The sequence below is a fragment of the Arthrobacter sp. BGA-UO-ETr-C19 genome (assembly GCF_059568005.1).
On record NZ_JCAQPC010000024.1, the window covers coordinates 459,590 to 477,208 of the forward strand.

The window sequence follows — 17,619 nt, forward strand, 5'->3', positions numbered from 1 at the left end:
TTTAATCCCCCGAGTGTCTGGGATGCCGGACGGCGGCGGCAGTGCCGCTGCTGCCTAGCCGGATGAAATCAGCTGCTGATCCCCAGGGACTCAAGCATTGGCCGGAACTTGGCCCACGTTTCGGCCAGCTCCGCCTCCGGCTGCGAGCCCTCGACGATTCCGCAGCCGGCATATAGCCGGACGGTCGTGGGGGACTCGATGACGGCGCCGCGCAGCGCGATGCCCCATTCACCGTTGCCCGCGGCGTCCAGCCAGCCGACCGGACCGGCGTATGGTCCCCGGTCCAGGTGCTCGAGTTTCCGGATCAGCGCGCCAGCCACCTGCGTGGGAGTGCCGCACACGGCGGCGGTGGGGTGCAGCGCGTTGATCAGCGCCAGGCAGGTGGGGACGTGGCCCTCCACCTCGGCGAGTTCCGCCTTGACGTCGGACGCGAGGTGCCACACGTTGGGCAGCTCCAGAATGAACGGCTCGTCGTGGGCATTCATCGCCTCGGAGAAGGGTGCGAGCTGCGTGGTCAGCGACTGGATGGCGATCTCGTGCTCATGCCGCTGCTTCTCCGATCCGGCGAGGACCCGCTCGGCGTAGTCCAGCGGCAGCCCCGCCTCGCCCACGGCGTCGCGGCGGTCCAGCGTTCCGGCGAGCACGCGGGCCTGGGCGGTGCGGCCTTCCACCTGGATGAGCATTTCCGGCGTCGCGCCCACGAGGCCGTCCACGCCGTAGGTCCAGCATTCCCGGTACCGGCCGGCCAGCTGCCGCAGCACCTCCGCCGCGTTCACGCCCTCCGGGACCGTGGCCACGATGTCCCGTGCCAGGACCAGCTTCTCCAGTTTTCCGGTGCGGATGTCGGCGACGCCGGCGGTGACAGCGTCCATCCAGTCCTCTTCGCTAAGGGAACCGGTTTTCAGCGTGGCGGTGTCCGGGTTTACGACGGCGGCAGGCAGATCCGTCGTCGCCCCACCGTCCGCAGGGGAGCCGACGGCGGCAGCCGGGGCCGACTCCAGCCACCCCTTTAGGGCGGCGAATGCACCCGCCTCGGTGAGTTCGGCGTCGTCGGCCGTTATCTGGGTGAGCCAGGCGCGGCCGTCCCGGACGCCCACCACGATCTCCGGCACGATCAGGCGGGATTGGTGGTCCGAAGCCTTGGAGAAGGCGAAGGACCCGAACGCTACCGGGCCGGTGCCGGGGCACTCCACGTGATCGGTGATGTCCGCCTCGATGACCAGATGCCGCCACCAGATGTCCGCCTCGAGGAAGCGCTCGGGGCCCGTGGCCGTGAAGCGCGCGGCCTCCCCGAAGCCCACCAGGCCGGCCTCGCGGCGGGTCCAGCACAGAACGTCATCCCGGACCAGATACGGCGGTAGCCCCTCGGGGGCCGATTCTCCATCCAAAGGGACTGTCAGGGTGCGGAGCGTTCTGGTCATGATGCGTCAACACTACTCTGAATCACTTGAGCCCCACGGTGACTTCAAGTAACCCAGCACGCCCACCACGCCCGGGGATGCCCATGTCACGGAGCCTGCGGAACTTTTGAGACAATGACATGGTGAACCGAGCATCCTTGGATAAGCGTCCGGACGAAGTAGCCACGATGTTTGACGACGTCGCACCCAAATACGACGTCGTCAACGATGTCCTCTCGATGGGACAGACGCGCCGGTGGCGCAAGGTTGTGGTTGATGCCATGGATGTCCGGGCCGGCCAGCGCGTGCTGGATCTGGCCGCCGGAACCGGGACCTCCAGTGAGCCATATGCAGATGCGGGCATAAACGTGGTGGCCTGCGACTTCTCCCTCGGCATGCTCAAGGTGGGCAAGCGCCGCCGCCCCGACATCGACTTCATCGCCGGGGACGCCACCAACCTGCCCTTCGCCGACAACACCTTCGACGCCAGCACCATCTCCTTCGGCCTGCGCAACGTCAACGAGCCCAAGAAGGCCCTGGCCGAGATGCTCCGGGTGACCAAGCCGGGCGGCAAGCTGGTCATCGCCGAGTTCTCCCAGCCTGTCGTACCGCTCTGGCGCACCATGTACACCGAGTACCTCATGCGCGCCCTGCCGGCCATCGCCACCAAGGTCTCCTCCAACCCGGACGCCTACGTCTACCTCGCCGAGTCAATCCGCGCCTGGCCTGACCAGGACCACCTCGCCGCATGGCTGCAGGACTCCGGCTGGCAGGACGTCACCTACCGCAACCTGAGCGGCGGCATCGTGGCCGTCCACCGCGCCCACAAGCCGCTCACCGGCAACGGCTCGGCGGAAGCCATCGCCGCCCACACCGGCCCGGTGGCCAAGCTGCGCCGCAACCTCCCGCGGACCGCCCGCTGACACTGTGAAAGTACTGATTGTTGGCGCGGGTCCCGCCGGATCCACCGCCGCGTATTACCTCGCCAAAGCCGGCATCGACGTCACGGTCCTGGAAAAGACCAGCTTCCCGCGCGAAAAAGTGTGCGGCGACGGACTCACCCCGCGGGCTGTCCGCGAGATCCAGAAGCTCGGCCTGCCCCACCCCGAGCAGGACGGCTGGCGCCGGAACAAGGGGCTGCGCCTGCTTGCCGGCGGCCGCAGCCTCGAACTGCCCTGGCCCGAGGTGTCCGACTTCCCGCAGTACGGCCTGATCCGGTCCCGCCTCGGCTTCGACGAGGAACTCGCCCGCCACGCGCAGGCCGCCGGTGCCACCGTCCTGGAACGCCATAGCGTGACCGAGGCGCTCCGCGACGGTGACGGCCGGGTGACCGGTGTGCGCGCAGCGATCCTGGAGGAGTCCGGACGGAAGACGGGGGAGACGCTCGACTTCACGGCCGACGTCGTGCTCGCCGCCGACGGCAACTCCACCCGCACGGCCGTTTCCCTCGGCATCCAGAAGCGCGACGACCGGCCCCTGGGCGTCGCCGTGCGAACGTATTTCCAGAGCCCCCGGCACGACGACGACTGGATGGAAGGCTGGCTGGAGCTTCCCGGCCGCGACGGCAAGCTGCTGCCCGGCTACGGCTGGGTGTTCGGCGTCGGCGACGGCACGTCCAACGTGGGCCTCGGCATCCTCAACTCGTCCAGGGAATTCGGCAAGCTCGACTACAAGCAGGTCCTCCGCGAGTGGACCGCCGGCATGCCCGCCGAGTGGGGCTTCACCCCGGAGAACCAGGTGGGCGAGATCCGCGGCGCCGCCCTGCCCATGGGCTTCAACCGGACCCCGCACTACTCGCCCGGCCTGCTGCTCCTCGGCGACGCCGGCGGCATGGTGTCCCCGTTCAACGGCGAGGGCATCTCCTATGCCATGGAGTCCGCCCGCTTCGCGGCCGAGTTCATCATTGACGCCAGCTCCCGTTCCGCCTCGGGCGGCTGGAACACGTCCGACGCCGACACCCGGCTCGCGGGGTACGCGGACTATGTGCGGGATCAGTGGGGATCCCACTTCACGCTGGGGCGTGCCTTCGCGGCCCTGATCGGCAAGCCCGCCGTCATGAAGCTCGCCCTGCGCACCGGGATGCCCATTCCTGTGCTGATGCGCTTCGTAGTCAGGCTGCTGGCCAACCTGACCGACCCGTCGGCCAGGGGCTTTGAGGACCGCGTGATCCGCGTGCTCGAACTGCTGGTCCCGGCCACCTCCAACACCTCCACCCTTGCCCCCTCCGGCCCCAAATCAGCGGTTTCCGCAACAAAAAGTTAGGGTTAACCCGTGACCAACTCCGCGAACCACAGCTGGACGCACGCCGGGCACGGCCTGCCAGACTCCGAACCCAGCCTCAACACCACCGCCATCGCCACCGGACTGCAACTGCCGGCAGGTTTCGCGGCCATCGCGGAAGACCCCGATTTGGGTCCTGCCATCACCACCAACCTGGCCCGGGTGGAGAAGAAACTCCGCGAAGCGATCGCCAACTCCGACCCCCTGGCTGACGCAACGTCGCGCCACCTCGTGGAGGCAGGCGGCAAGCGCATCCGCCCCCTGCTGACCCTGCTCTGTGCCCACCTGGGTGACGCGTCGCTGCCCGCCGTGGTGCAGGCCGCCGTCGTGGTTGAGCTGACGCACTTGGCCACGCTGTACCACGATGACGTCATGGACTCCGCGCCCTTCCGCCGCGGCGCCCCCACGGCGCACGAGGTCTGGGGCAACTCCGTGGCCGTCCTCACCGGCGACCTCATTTTCGCCCGCGCCTCCATCCTCGTGTCCGAGCTCGGCTCCCGTGCGCTCGGCATCCAGGCCCGGACCTTCGAGCGGCTGTGCCTCGGCCAGCTGCACGAAACCGTCGGCCCGCGCCCGGACGAGGACCCGGTGGAGCACTACCTGTCCGTGATCGCAGACAAAACCGGTTCGCTGGTGGCGGCCTCCGGCCAGTTCGGCGCCATCTTCTCCGGCGCCGACGAGGCCTACGAGAACGTCCTGGTGGAGTACGGCGAAAAGGTGGGCGTCGCGTTCCAGCTCGCCGACGACGTCATCGACGTCACGGGAGTCAAGGTCAAGTCCGGCAAGTCCCCGGGCACCGACCTGCGCGAGGGCGTCCCCACCCTTCCCGTGCTGCTGCTCCGCAGGGCTGCAGCGGACGGTGACCAGTCCGCCGTCGAACTTCTCAAGCTGATAGACGGCGACCTCTCCTCGGATGAGGCCCTCGCCGAAGCTGTGGCCGGGCTGCGCGAGCACCCCGTCACCGCGGAATCCTGGGTTGTGGCCCGCGCCTGGGCGGCCGAAGCCATCGCCGCCCTTGCGCCGCTGCCGGAGGGCGTTGTGAAGGCCTCGCTGTCCAGCTTCGCGCACGCTGTGGTGGACCGCGCCAGCTAGCAGCTGTACTGGCTGGCAGCAGACCAGCTAGGGAAGGCCCGCCCCCCAAGGTGCGGGCCTTTCCTGTTTAACCGGAACGGCCCCGGTTTCAAGCAGCGTCACGAGTCATACGCTGCGGGGAACCGGGGCCGCCTCTCCGTTCGCATCAAATCCACCGGAGGCATTCAGTGGATCCGAGAAACACTCTATGACAGCTTTGTCACATCCGCCAAATCTTCTGTTAATCGGCGTGTCACACAGCTTTTGGTCATCCCGCTGCCGGTGCCGCGCCGTCGTGACCTTATTTGGCCACCCTCCGAGGAGGACACGCCGCTGGACGTGCCCGCCGGCGGAAATAGGCCGCGGAAGTGGGTCGCGACGGTCGCGGCCGCCTTATGCACATAGGCAAATCCGCGCCTCCCCAGCGCCGCGGGGCATGGGGACCGTGGAGGGATGGACCTTGAGAATTATCTAGTGCGGCGTGGCGGAGTGGCCAAGAGGCGTGACCTCATGCGCGCCGGGTTCTGCCGGCCCTTACTCGAAGCTGCCGTTAATTCCGGCCGGCTCTACCGGCCGCTGCGGGGAGTCTATTCACTGCACAACGCGGACGACGGCGTCCTGGCCGCCTTTAGGGCGAACGGCCGGCTCACGTGCGTGTCGGCGGTACGTTTCTACAGCCTCTGGTTGCTGTATCCACCCCGGGAATTACACCTGAGCTGCGGCAATGGAGTGCCAAAGGCCGGGGTAGTTGACCACGGGCCATGTACACACGCCCCCGACCCCACCTATCCCTTGGCTGGCCTTGCCGACGTGCTTCTTCACGCACTGAAGTGCCTGCCGGAGCTTGAAGCGCTGGCCGTGGTGCAGTCAGCCACAGGACGGGGTCAGATCACAGCCAACTTCTTGCGGTCCAAGCTCGTCGGGAACAGGAACGGCCGCGCCCGCGCGGTGCTGGATCTACTGATTCCGCGGGCAGACTCCGTGCTGGAGGTGCTGGCCCATACGCACTTTGTCCGCGCCGGCCTCCGGATTCGCATGCACGTCATTCTGCCGGGGGTAGGCGAGGTGGATTGCCTGGTTGAGGAGTGTTTGGTGGTGGAGTTAGACGGCTCCACACACTTCCAGCCCCGGCAGGTCAAGAAGGACCAGCGGAGGAACAATGCGGGCATGCTTGGGGGCTACCTAACGCTGCGCTATTACTACGACGACGTGGTGTACCGTCCCGCGGCAATGGTGGAGGAGGTCCTGGCGGTGCTCCGGCTCCGGTCTGTGGGCAAATTCGGACCTGAGTGACGCCGTCGTGACCTGCTTTGGTCTGCGGGTCCCACGACACGCCGCCTGGGCAGCGAATTGCAGGACGTCCGCGGCCAGACAGGGTCAGGACGGCAGCAGAAACTAGTCCTCGTCGTTGAAGGCCCAGTCGAACATGTCGAAGACGAACTCCGAGAAGGTGCCTTCCTCGCTCTTCCACTGGCCGCGGGCGTTGTTCCGGCGGTACACGATGGGGTCCGGGACGCTCAGGTCGCCGATGCGGAAGCCCCAGGTGAAGTTTTCTTCCTCGTCCTCGAGGAACATGAGGAAGCCTTCGTCGTCCACTTCGAGTTCCTCGGGGTCCCAGAAGTAGTGGTAGGCCTCCATGAGGTCCTCGCACCCGCCAAGCGCCAGGTAAAACTCGCGCAGCACCAGGGGGATGGTGAACTGGTGATCGGAGAGCTCCGCGTCCAGCTCCTCGGCGGACAGCCCGTCCTCGTCCTGCCATTCGTCTTCGAGATACTTCGGAACAAGCGCACGGAACTTCTCGAGGAACATGTCAGTCATGGCTCTTATCCTAACTAATCCCGGCCCCTCGAATTCCCGCTGTCGAGCCCCAGCCGGTGCCACCCGCGGACGGCCAGCGGAATGCGCCACGACCTGCGCCGGGCCACCACCCGGAACGCGAAGACCAGGGCCGCCACAGCGCACGCCGAGAGGGGATTGAAGGCGCCGATGACCCACAGGATGGTGGTGAGCGCGGCGCCCGTGAAGGCAGGCAGTGCGTAGAGGTCCCGGGCGTCGAACAGCTGCGGCACCTCGTTGGCGGTGATGTCGCGCAGCAGCCCGCCGCCCACCGCCGTCGTGACGCCGAGCAGCACGGCGGCGACGGGGTTCATTCCGAAGGACAGTGCCTTGAGCGTCCCCGTGATGCAGAAGAGGGCCAGGCCGGCGGCGTCGAACAGGATGAGGAGTGAGGTGAAGCGCTGCACGCTGGAGAACAGGTAGTACACCAGCCCGGTGGCAAGCAGGGGCGGCACCAGATAGGCCGGGTTGCTGAACGCGGCAGGCGGGCCGGAGTTCAGGATAATGTCGCGGATTACGCCGCCGCCCAGCGAGACCAGTGAGGCGAGCAGAAGGGACCCGAGGAGGTCGAACTGCTTCCGTGCGGCGAGCAGAGATCCGGACACCGCGAAAAAGAAGATGCCGGCCAGGTCCAGCCATGCCAGGGCGATGTCAAAAGAGAAAGTCATGGAGCGTCCCGGCATATTTCAAGGGGCGGACAGTGCAGCTCCAACGTTACGCTAGCCCCTATGAATAGCCCGATCCTGATCGCCTGTGCCCATGGGACCTCCAACGCGCAGGGAGCCGCCGAGGTCAACGCCCTCCGTGACGCCATTGCCGCGCTGCGTCCGGGGCTGGACGTCCGCGAAGCGTATGTGGACGTCCAGCAGCCCGATCTGGTGGACGTGGTGGCCGGGCTCCCCGGCTCCGTAGTACCGGCCGACGGCGTACCGGGCGACGGCGAGCCGGGCACCGCCGGTGCCTCCGCCGTCGTCGTTCCCTTGCTGCTCAGCGTGGGCTACCACGTGAAGGTGGACATCGCGAAGGCTGTCAAGAGCCGGCCCGGCACGGTTGCTGCGGCGCCGCTGGGGCCCGACCCCCGCCTCGCCGCCCTGCTGGACCAGCGGCTGCGGGAGGCAGGTGTTACGGACAACGACGCGATCGTCCTCGCCGCCGCGGGCTCATCCAACCCGAACGCCGCCGTCAGCGTCGAGGAACTGGCCGGGCAGCTGGGGGACCTCCGCTCCAACCGGATCGTGCCCGCGTACGGCGCCTCGGCCAAACCGTCGGTGCCTGACGCCGTCGCCATGCTCCGCGAGGAAGCCGCGGGCGGCGCCGGGGCGGGGGAGTCGGCCGGGGGCGTGAGCGTTGGCGGGCGCGTGGTAGTGGCCTCGTATCTGCTGGCGCCGGGCTTCTTCCATGACCAGCTCGCCAAGGCCGGGGCGGACCTCGTGACCGAGCCGCTGCTGCCCTCGCCGGTGCTCGCGGAGATCGCGCTGGAACGGTACGACGCCGCCCTGGCCGCCCACGCCGTCAAGTCCTGAAAAGCGCCGGGAAGCAGGCCGCCGAAAGCACAGCCGGCGGCGCCGTTCAAGGCCTCCCGGCGAGTCATGACGAAATGTTTCCTTAGGTGACTTAGCATTTCCGGTCCTTTGTGACGTATTTCGGCGCGGCTCTACAGTCGATGCATGACTGATACAGCTCTAGCCGGAGCGTCCACGGACAAGCCCGCGCGCCCCGCCCGTGCCTCCCGACCCGCCGCCAAGCCTCACGGCCAGTGGAAGGTGGACGGAACCACCCCGCTTAACGCCAACGAAACCTGGAAACAGGAAGACGACGGCCTCAACGTCCGCGAGCGTATCGAGTCCATCTACGCCAAGGAAGGCTTCGACGCCATCCCCGGCCAGGACCTGCACGGCCGGTTCCGCTGGTGGGGCCTGTACACGCAGCGCAAGCCCGGGATCGACGGCGGCAAGACCGCAACGCTGGAGCCGCACGAGCTTGAGGACAAGTACTTCATGCTCCGCGTCCGCATCGACGGCGGAGCGCTGACCACGGAGCAGCTGCGCGTCATCGGCCAGATCTCCGTGGACTTCGCCCGCGGTTCCGCGGACCTCACGGACCGCCAGAACATCCAGCTGCACTGGATCCGAGTGGAGGACATCCCCGAGATCTGGCGCCGCCTCGAGAGCAACGGCCTGTCCACCACCGAGGCCTGCGGCGACGTTCCGCGTGTCATCCTCGGCTCCCCGGTGGCCGGCATCGCCAAGGACGAGATCATCGACCCCACCCCGCTCATCGAAGAGCTGGGCGAACGGTTCATCGGCAACCCGCTGCTGTCCAACCTGCCGCGCAAGTACAAGACCGCCATCACCGGCCACCCCAGCCAGGACGTGGTGCACGAGATCAACGACTTCGCCCTCGTGGGCGTCAAGCACCCCGAACTCGGCATCGGCTACGACCTCTGGGCCGGCGGCGCACTCTCCACCAACCCGATGCTCGGCAAGCGCCTCGGTGCTTTTGTGAAGCCTGAGCAGGCCGCCGATGTATGGCTCGGCGTCACCAGCATCTTCCGTGATTACGGCTACCGCCGCATGCGCACCAAGGCGCGCCTGAAGTTCCTCATGGCCGACTGGGGTCCGGAGAAGTTCCGCCAGATCCTCGAGGACGAATACCTCGGCTACAAGCTCGCCGACGGTCCCGCCGCACCCAAGCCGTCCACCCCGGGCGACCACGTGGGCGTGCACGAGCAGAAGGACGGCAAGTTCTTCATCGGCGCCACCCCCATCGCCGGCCGCCTCTCCGGCGCGCAGCTGGTGAAGCTCGCGGACACCCTCGAGGCCCGCGGCTCCTACCGCCTGCGCACCACCCCGCACCAGAAGATCGTGGTGCTGGACGTGGAGAAGAACGAGGTGGAGCCGCTCGTGGCCGAACTGGACGCGCTGGGCCTGTCCGCACGTCCGTCCGTGTTCCGCCGCGGCACCATCGCCTGCACCGGCATCGAGTACTGCAAGCTGGCCATCGTGGAAACGAAGGTCACCGCCGCCACCGCCGTCGCCGAGCTGGAGCGCCGACTCGCGGACCTGGCCGACAGCGGCCAGCTCCCGCAGGCCCTGTCCCTGCACATCAACGGCTGCCCCAACTCCTGCGCCCGCATCCAGACCGCGGACATCGGGCTCAAGGGCATGATGCTCCCCACGCCCGACGGCGACCCCACCCCGGGTTTCCAGGTCCACCTGGGCGGCGGGCTGGCTTCCTCGGACCGCGAAGAGGCCGGCCTCGGACGTACCGTCCGCGGCCTGAAGGTCTACGTGGCCGACTTGCCGGACTACGTGGAGCGGGTTGTCCGCCGGTTCGTGGCCGACCGCGCCGAAGGCCAGACCTTCGCCGAGTGGGCGCACGCCGCAGATGAGGAGGCACTGCAGTGAGCAAGCACGCATTGGGTATCGACCCGGTGGTCGAGCCTGTCGAGACCCCAGTGGCATCCCCTGCCCCCGCCAAGCGTTCCCATGAGGAGCTGAAGGCCCTGGCCGAGGCCGGCGCTGCCGAGCTCGGCTGGGACGCCCCGGCCCGCGACGTCATCGCCTGGGTCGAGCGCAACTTCGACATGCCCGCCGTCGCCGTCGCCTGCTCCATGGCCGACGCAGTCCTGCCGGCACTGGTCGCTGACCAGCTTCCCGGCGTCGATGTCCTCTTCCTGGAGACCGGCTACCACTTCCCGGAAACCTACGCCACGCGCGACGAGGTGGCCGCGAACCTCCGCGTCAACGTGGTGGACGTGCTCCCCGAGAACACCGTGGAACAGCAGGACCGGCTCCTGGGCAAGGACCTGTTCGCCCGCGACGCCGCCCAGTGCTGCGCCCTCCGCAAGGTGGCCCCGCTCCGCCGCACCCTCGCCGGCTACGAACTGTGGTTCACCGGCGTCCGCCGCGACGAGGCCCCCACCCGCACCAACACGCCGCTGGTGACGTGGGACGAGGCCAACGGCCTGGTCAAGGTCAACCCGATGGCCGCCTGGACGTTCGACCAGCTGGTCCAGTACTCCGACGACAACCTCCTGCCCGTCAACCCGCTCCTGTCCCAGGGCTACCCCTCCATCGGTTGCCAGCCCTGCACCCGCAAGGTGGCTGCCGGCGAGGACCCCCGCGCCGGCCGCTGGGCAGGAACCAACAAGACAGAATGCGGACTACACGTATGAGCACTTTCCTAACTGAGGAGACCACCCTGGTGACCGACGCACCTGTCTCAACGCGCCTCTCCAGCCTGGACACCCTCGAATCCGAAGCGATCCACATCATCCGCGAGGTTGTGGCCGAGTTCGAGAAGCCGGCGCTGCTCTTCTCCGGCGGCAAGGACTCCGTGGTCATGCTGCACCTGGCCACCAAGGCGTTCTGGCCGGGCAAGGTCCCGTTCCCGGTGCTGCACGTGGACACCGGCCACAACTTTCCCGAGGTCATCGACTTCCGCGACCGGACCGTTGAGCGGCTGGGCCTGAAGCTCGTTGTCGGCTCCGTCCAGGAGTTCATCGACCGCGGCGAACTGGCGGAGCGTGCCGACGGCACCCGCAACCCGCTGCAGACCGTTCCGCTGCTGGACGCCATCCAGTCCAACAAGTTCGACGCCGTCTTCGGCGGCGGCCGCCGCGACGAGGACAAGGCCCGCGCCAAGGAGCGCATCCTGAGCCTGCGTGACGAGTTCGGCCAGTGGGATCCGCGCAACCAGCGCCCGGAGCTGTGGAACCTGTACAACGGCCGCCACACCGTGGGCCAGCACGTGCGCGCGTTCCCCATCAGCAACTGGACCGAGCTGGACGTGTGGCGCTACATCGAGCGCGAAAACATCGAACTTCCGGGCCTGTACTACGCCCACGAGCGCGAGGTCTTCGCCCGCGACGGAATGTGGCGCGCCGTGGGCGAGGTGTCCCAGCCGCTGCCGCACGAGGAAGTGATCACCAAGACCGTCCGCTACCGGACCGTCGGTGACATGTCCTGCACCGGCGCCGTCGAATCGGCCGCCGCCACCGTGCGCGACGTCGTGATCGAAGTTGCCGCCTCCACCATCACCGAACGTGGCGCCACCCGTGCGGATGACCGCATCTCCGAGGCCGCCATGGAAGACCGCAAGAAGGACGGCTACTTCTAATGACTACCGACATTGACACCGCCCGCGCCGCGGCGCTCCTGGACGAGGCCCCGCTCGCTTCCGCCTCGCTGTTCCGCTTCGCCACCGCGGGATCGGTCGACGACGGGAAGTCCACTCTGGTGGGCCGCCTCCTGCACGACTCCAAGGCCATCCTCGCCGACCAGCTCGACGCCGTTGCCCGCACCTCCGCGGACCGCGGCTTCGGCGGCGCGGCCGGCGGCATCGACCTGGCGCTGCTGACCGACGGCCTGCGTGCCGAGCGCGAGCAGGGCATCACCATCGACGTCGCCTACCGCTACTTCGCCACGGACCGCCGCAGCTTCATCCTGGCGGACTGCCCCGGGCACGTGCAGTACACCAAGAACACGGTGACCGGCGCGTCCACCGCGGATGCCGTCGTCGTACTCATTGACGCCCGCAAGGGTGTCCTGGAGCAGACCCGCCGGCACCTGTCCGTGCTGCAGCTGCTGCGCGTGGCCCACGTGATCGTGGCCGTGAACAAGATCGACCTCGTGGACTTCAGCGAGACCGTCTTCCGCGAGATCGAAGCCGACGTGCAGCAGGTGGGCCGCGAGCTGGGCCTCGGCTCCGACGGCATCGCCGACCTGCTGGTGGTTCCGGTTTCCGCGCTCGACGGCGACAACGTGGTGGAGCGCTCGGAGCGCACCCCCTGGTACACCGGCCCGGCGCTGCTCGAGGTGCTTGAGACGCTGCCGGCCGCCGATGAACTCGAAAGCCACCTGGAGAGCTTCCGCTTCCCTGTACAGCTGGTGATCCGGCCGCAGGGTGCGCTGGCACCGGACGCCGTTGCCGGCGGGCTCGACGTCGAGGAATACCGCGACTACCGCGCTTACGCCGGACAGATCACCGAGGGTTCCGTGAAGGTGGGCGACAAGGTTTCTGTGCTCACGCCTGGCCAGGACCCGCGCACCACCACGGTCATCGGCATCGACTTCGCCGGCGCCTCGCTGGAGGAAGCCTCCGCCCCGCAGTCGGTGGCGATCCGCCTGGCCGACGAGTTCGACGTTGCCCGCGGTGACACGATCGCCGCCGCAGGCACGGTCCGCGAAAGCTCGGCCGACCTGTACGCGCAGCTGTGCTGGCTGTCCCCGAAGCCGCTCCGCGAGGGTGCCAAGGTCCTGGTCAAGCACGGCACCCGCACCGTGCAGGCCCTGGTCCGCAGCGTCAACGGCAAGCTGGACCTGGCCACCTTCAACCTCGAAGGCGCGTCCACCCTGGAGCTCAACGACATCGGGCACGCGCAGCTCCGGCTCGCCGCCCCGCTGCCGCTCGAGAACTACCTGCACCACCGCCGCACGGGCGCGTTCCTGGTGATCGACCCGCTCGACGGCAACACCCTTGCCGCCGGCCTGGTCAAGGACCACCCGGGCGACCACGAGGACGAGCGCTACTCGATCTAATCGGCGCCGAAATCGCCGGAAACGTGTGAGGTCGCCGCAAACTTGCGGCGACCTCACACGTTTCCGGCGATTTCGCGGATTCCGGGCCCTTGCCATGCCCAGACCGGCCCACCATCATCAAGAGTGGGAGGCCGGTCGTGGAAACCATCAACAGCAAGCTCATCAACTGGGCATCGATCCTGGACGAGAAGACCCGTGAGCAGGCCCTGACCACCTCCCGCCTGCCCTTCATCTACCCGCATCTGGCACTGATGCCGGACGCGCACCTGGGCAAGGGCGCAACGGTGGGATCCGTCATCCCGACGCTCGGCGCCATCATTCCGGCCGCCGTCGGGGTGGACATCGGCTGCGGCATGATCGCCGTGCGGACCCAGTACACCCTCAAAGAGCTGCCGCGGGACCGGAAGCCGCTGCGTGAGAGCATCGAGCGTGCCGTCCCGCTGTCCGCCGGCCACAACAACCGCAGGGTGATGGCCACCGCGGAGCCGCGCATCGCCGAGCTGCACAGGCGGGCCGAAAAGGCCGGGTTCAACCCCGCGCAGTATGTGGCGAAATGGGACCTCCAACTGGGATCGCTCGGCTCCGGCAACCACTTCATCGAGGTCTGCACCGACGAGACCGACGCCGTCTGGCTATTCCTGCATTCCGGCTCGCGCGGCGTCGGCAACAAGATCGCCCAGCACCACATCAGGGTGGCGCAGGGAGTGGCCCGCGACAAGCGCATCACACTGGAGGACCCGGACCTCGCGTACCTGGAGGAGGGCACGCCGGAGTTCACGCGGTACATCAAGGAGCTGCGCTGGGCCCAGCACTTCGCCCTGTTGAACCGCGAGGAGATGATGGACCGCGTGATCCGGCAGTTCGGCGACTGGGTGGGCGGCCCCGTCCGGGAAAGCGAGCGGATCAACTGCCACCACAACTTCACCCAGCAGGAGACGCATTACGGGAAGTCGGTGTGGGTTTCGCGCAAGGGCGCCATCAAGGCCGAAGCCGGGGACCCCGGCCTGATACCCGGGTCCATGGGAACGGCGTCCTACGTTGTGGAGGGACTCGGCAACGCCACTTCCCTGAACTCCTCGCCGCACGGTGCCGGCCGGGAATATTCGCGTAATGCTGCGCGCAAAGCCTTCTCGCTGGCGCAGCTCAAGGAGGCCATGCACGGCATCGAGTTCCGGGCCAGCGAGGCGTTCATCGACGAGATCCCGGCAGCCTACAAGCCCATCGACCAGGTCATGCGCGACGCCGCGGATCTGGTGAAGGTACGGCACCGGCTGCGCCAGCTGGTGAATGTCAAGGGGGATTAGCCCCGAAATTCCAAGGGCCCGCGCGCAGGCGGTTTTTTGTGGCTGAATGTGACGTTGCATGAACCTGCGTGACCCCGGGTTTCCGCTCCGTTGAACCCCGTTTATGCCAGTCCCTATGGTGAATCCATGAGTACTTCCAGGCCGGGCATGACCCGTATTGTGGCCGGCGAAAGCCAGACGCCCAAGCGCCGCCGCGCCCTGGAAGTCGCGCTGGCGGTCGGCCTCGTCCTGCTGATCAGTGTGGGCGCGGTTGTTGCGTCGGCTGTGGCCCGGGATTCCAACGCCACGGCGGCCCCCGACGCAGCCGGCACCCCAGCAGCCGAGCTGAAGCTGGGCTACTTCGGGAATATCACCCACGCCACCGCGCTGGTTGGCGTCCAGAAGGGCTTCATCGCCAAGGAGCTGGGCGACACCAAGCTGAGCACGCAGGTGTTCAACGCGGGCCCGGCAGCGATCGAGGCGCTGAACGCCGGCGCGATCGACGCCACCTACATCGGCCCGAACCCGGCCATCAACTCGTTCGTCAAGAGCAAGGGCGAATCCATCAGCATCATCGCCGGGGCAGCCTCCGGCGGCGCACAGCTGGTGGTCAAGCCGGAGATCAAGACCGCGGCGGACCTCAAGGGCAAGACCCTGGCGTCCCCGCAGCTGGGCGGCACCCAGGACGTGGCGCTGCGCGCCTGGCTGGGCAAGCAGGGCTACAAGACCACGCCCGACGGCGGCGGGGACGTTGCGATCAACCCCACCGAGAACGCCCAGACCCTGAAGCTGTTCCAGAACGGAAAGCTCGACGGCGCGTGGTTGCCTGAGCCATGGGCCTCGCGCTTGGTGCTTCAGGCCGGAGCGAAGGTCCTGGTGGATGAGAAGGACCTGTGGGACGGGTCGCTGACGGGCAAGCCCGGCGAGTTCCCCACCACCATCCTGATCGTGAACAAGAAGTTCGCCGCGGAACACCCGCAGACGGTGGAGGCCCTGCTCAAGGGCCACGTCCAGGCCGTGAAGTGGCTCAACGACACCCCGGCAGCCGAGAAGGCAACGGAAGTGAACGCCGCCCTGAAGGAAGCTGCCGGCAAGGCACTCCCGCAGGAAGTCATTGACCGCTCGCTGAAAAACATCGTGTTCACGGTGGATCCGCTGGCCGGAGCATTCAAGAAGCTGCTGCAGGACGGCGTGGACGCCGGCACCACCAAGCAGGCCGATCTCAACGGCCTCTTCGACCTCCGGGCGCTGAACGCAGTGGCCAAGGAACAAACCACAGCTGCAGGGCTGGGCCAGGACTAGCCCGGCCTGCATCTGCACCGCTGCATTTAACGCACCACGAACAAAGGACGGGACCATGCCAGTCGTACTGGAAAACCTGGGCAAGCGCTTCGGCGAGGGTGCCCCGGTGCTGGACGACGTCAACGCCACCATCGGCAAGGGCGAGTTCGTCGCCCTCCTCGGTGCGTCCGGCTGCGGCAAGTCCACCCTGCTGAACATCATGGCGGGACTGGAGCTCCCGACGTCGGGCGCCCTGGAGGTGCCCAGCGACGGCGCCGCCTTCATGTTCCAGGACTCAGCACTGTTCCCGTGGCTCACCGCCCGCGAGAACGTGGAGCTCGCGCTGAAGCTGCGCGGCGTCGGCAAGGCGGAGCGGCGGGTCAAGGCCGCGGAGCTGCTGGACCTGGTCCACCTGGCCGAGGCGGCGGACCGGCGCCCGCACGAGCTGTCCGGTGGCATGCGCCAGCGTGTGGCCTTGGCCCGCTCGCTCGCGCAGGACCGCCAGCTGCTGCTCATGGATGAGCCGTTCGCGGCCCTGGACGCCATCACCCGAGACCTGCTGCACGACGAACTTGAGCGCATCTGGAAGGAAACCGGACGCACCATCGTCTTTGTGACCCACAACGTCCGCGAGGCGGTCCGGCTGGGCCAGCGCGTCCTGCTGTTGTCCTCGCGGCCCGGCCGCGTGGTGCAGGAATGGGAAGTCACCGAAGAACACCGTACCGACGCCGGTCTTGCCGGACAGCTGACCGGGGTCATCACCGCCCGGCTGCGAGAGGAGATCCGCCGCCATGCCAAGTAATTCATCTCCCGTGGCCGAGCCTGAGTCCCCGCTGGTCGAGCTTGTGGAGACCGAGGGCTCAACAAAGGTGCACGCCGCGCTGACCCGGTCGTCCACCGGCTCGGCGGACCTGCGCGAGCTGGAATCCGGGCTGGACTCGCTGCAGTCGGACGCGGTGCGTAAGGCCCGGGTCGACTGGAGCCGCGTTCTGCTGCCGGTCGCCGCCGTCGTGGTTCTGATCATCATCTGGCAGTTCTACGTTTCGCTGGGCATCAAGCGCCGCGACCAAGTGCCCGGCCCCATGGATGTGCTGGAGCAGTTCGGCACGCTGTGGGCTGAGGGCTCGCTGCAGGAAGCGGTCTGGACGTCGCTGCAGCGCGGGCTCCTGGGATTCCTGATCAGCGTCGCGATCGCCACACCGGTCGGCCTGCTCCTGGCCCAGGTGGCGCCGCTGCGCCGGGCGTTCGGTCCGCTGATTTCCGGCCTGCAGGTTCTGCCGTCGGTCGCCTGGGTGCCGGCCGCCATCATCTGGTTCGGCCTCACCGACGCCACCGTTTACTTCGTGGTGTTCATGGGCGCCATCCCGTCGATCATCAACGGCCTGATCTCCGGTGTCGACCAGATCCCGCCGCAGTACCGCAGCGTAGGCACCGTCCTCGGCGCCTCGCGGCTCCAGATGGCGGTGCAGATCATCCTTCCCGCAGCACTGCCGGGCTACCTCAGCGGCCTCAAGCAGGGCTGGGCCTTCTCCTGGCGTTCGCTTATGGCCGCGGAAATCATCGCCGTGGGCGGCACCATCGGCTTCGGCCTCGGCTCCATGCTGAACCAGGGCCGCGACCTCGCCGACATGACCATCGTGATGTCCGCGATCCTCCTGATCCTGGCCGTCGGCATCCTGATCGAGCTGCTGGTGTTCGCGCCCATCGAGAAGCGCCTGCTCCAGCGCCGCGGCCTCCTGGCGGGCAGCACCCGCTAAGCACCACCAGGCTGTACGTGAAAGCCCGACGGCGACTCCCGCCGTCGGGCTTTCTGCTGCCCGGACCCTGACTGCTGCCCAGCCGAGGGGCCCGCGACCAAAATGGGGCACATTGACACGGGACACGCCGAGGATTGGGCGCCCACAGGCTTCAGATTCCTGCCAAAGT

The 17,619-nt window shown here is 67.8% G+C and carries 16 protein-coding genes; 13 read left to right on the forward strand and 3 right to left on the reverse strand.

The window, feature by feature from the left end; translation table 11 throughout:
• Positions 1 to 68: 68 nt before the first annotated feature.
• Positions 69 to 1,421, reverse strand: coding sequence for an isochorismate synthase (locus tag AC57BR_RS21045; RefSeq protein WP_496364140.1), 1,353 nt, complete (start codon positions 1,419 to 1,421; stop codon positions 69 to 71).
• Positions 1,422 to 1,543: 122 nt separating this feature from the next.
• Here AC57BR_RS21045 and AC57BR_RS21050 point away from each other — a divergent pair, with 122 nt between their 5' ends.
• The 4 genes from AC57BR_RS21050 (at position 1,544) to AC57BR_RS21065 (ending at position 6,044) form a co-directional block, all read left to right on the forward strand.
• On the forward strand, positions 1,544 to 2,323 hold the full coding sequence (locus AC57BR_RS21050; protein WP_496364142.1) for a demethylmenaquinone methyltransferase: 780 nt from the start codon (positions 1,544 to 1,546) through the stop codon (positions 2,321 to 2,323).
• A 4-nt stretch (positions 2,324 to 2,327) separates the two neighbouring features.
• Positions 2,328 to 3,662 carry a geranylgeranyl reductase family protein gene (locus AC57BR_RS21055; RefSeq protein ID WP_496364144.1) on the forward strand — a complete coding sequence of 445 codons (1,335 nt, stop codon included), beginning with the start codon at positions 2,328 to 2,330 and terminating at the stop codon, positions 3,660 to 3,662.
• Positions 3,663 to 3,671: 9 nt separating this feature from the next.
• On the forward strand, positions 3,672 to 4,772 hold the full coding sequence (locus tag AC57BR_RS21060; RefSeq protein WP_496364146.1) for a polyprenyl synthetase family protein: 1,101 nt from the start codon (positions 3,672 to 3,674) through the stop codon (positions 4,770 to 4,772).
• A 432-nt stretch (positions 4,773 to 5,204) separates the two neighbouring features.
• Positions 5,205 to 6,044 (forward strand): DUF559 domain-containing protein, encoded by an 840-nt coding sequence (locus tag AC57BR_RS21065; protein WP_496364148.1) that lies wholly within the window; start codon positions 5,205 to 5,207, stop codon positions 6,042 to 6,044.
• 102 nt (positions 6,045 to 6,146) lie between these two features.
• Here the strand turns inward: AC57BR_RS21065 and AC57BR_RS21070 are convergent, their stop codons facing one another.
• Together AC57BR_RS21070 and AC57BR_RS21075 are read right to left on the reverse strand one after the other, a co-directional pair.
• Complete coding sequence (locus tag AC57BR_RS21070; RefSeq protein WP_496364150.1) at positions 6,147 to 6,569, reverse strand: hypothetical protein; 423 nt, start codon at positions 6,567 to 6,569, stop codon at positions 6,147 to 6,149.
• A gap of 14 nt (positions 6,570 to 6,583) precedes the next feature.
• Entirely contained in the window at positions 6,584 to 7,255 is a 672-nt protein-coding gene (locus tag AC57BR_RS21075) for a trimeric intracellular cation channel family protein (RefSeq protein ID WP_496364152.1), read from the reverse strand.
• 60 nt (positions 7,256 to 7,315) lie between these two features.
• On the opposite strand from AC57BR_RS21075, the gene AC57BR_RS21080 reads away from it, so the two are divergent.
• From AC57BR_RS21080 to AC57BR_RS21120, 9 genes are all read left to right on the forward strand, one after another.
• Positions 7,316 to 8,110 (forward strand): sirohydrochlorin chelatase, encoded by a 795-nt coding sequence (locus AC57BR_RS21080; protein WP_496364154.1) that lies wholly within the window; start codon positions 7,316 to 7,318, stop codon positions 8,108 to 8,110.
• Between the two features lie 144 nt (positions 8,111 to 8,254).
• Positions 8,255 to 9,994, forward strand: a complete 1,740-nt coding sequence (locus AC57BR_RS21085) for a nitrite/sulfite reductase (protein WP_496364156.1) — start codon at positions 8,255 to 8,257, stop codon at positions 9,992 to 9,994.
• A 50-nt stretch (positions 9,995 to 10,044) separates the two neighbouring features.
• Positions 10,045 to 10,764, forward strand: coding sequence for a phosphoadenylyl-sulfate reductase (locus tag AC57BR_RS21090; RefSeq protein ID WP_496365198.1), 720 nt, complete (start codon positions 10,045 to 10,047; stop codon positions 10,762 to 10,764).
• Entirely contained in the window at positions 10,761 to 11,708 is a 948-nt protein-coding gene (cysD, locus tag AC57BR_RS21095; RefSeq protein ID WP_496364158.1) for a sulfate adenylyltransferase subunit CysD, read from the forward strand. The genes AC57BR_RS21090 and cysD overlap by 4 nt, the downstream gene beginning before the upstream one ends.
• On the forward strand, positions 11,708 to 13,129 hold the full coding sequence (locus AC57BR_RS21100; protein ID WP_496364160.1) for a sulfate adenylyltransferase subunit 1: 1,422 nt from the start codon (positions 11,708 to 11,710) through the stop codon (positions 13,127 to 13,129). The genes cysD and AC57BR_RS21100 overlap by 1 nt, the downstream gene beginning before the upstream one ends.
• A gap of 137 nt (positions 13,130 to 13,266) precedes the next feature.
• The gene (locus AC57BR_RS21105; protein WP_496364162.1) at positions 13,267 to 14,433 is read left to right on the forward strand and encodes an RtcB family protein; all 1,167 of its coding nucleotides are present in this window, start codon (positions 13,267 to 13,269) and stop codon (positions 14,431 to 14,433) included.
• Between the two features lie 147 nt (positions 14,434 to 14,580).
• The gene (locus AC57BR_RS21110) at positions 14,581 to 15,714 is read left to right on the forward strand and encodes an ABC transporter substrate-binding protein (protein ID WP_496365199.1); all 1,134 of its coding nucleotides are present in this window, start codon (positions 14,581 to 14,583) and stop codon (positions 15,712 to 15,714) included.
• Between the two features lie 55 nt (positions 15,715 to 15,769).
• Positions 15,770 to 16,495, forward strand: a complete 726-nt coding sequence (locus AC57BR_RS21115; RefSeq protein ID WP_354257471.1) for an ABC transporter ATP-binding protein — start codon at positions 15,770 to 15,772, stop codon at positions 16,493 to 16,495.
• Positions 16,485 to 17,450, forward strand: coding sequence for an ABC transporter permease (locus AC57BR_RS21120; protein WP_496364165.1), 966 nt, complete (start codon positions 16,485 to 16,487; stop codon positions 17,448 to 17,450). Before AC57BR_RS21115 ends, AC57BR_RS21120 begins: the two co-directional genes overlap by 11 nt.
• The last annotated feature ends 169 nt before the right edge of the window (positions 17,451 to 17,619 follow it).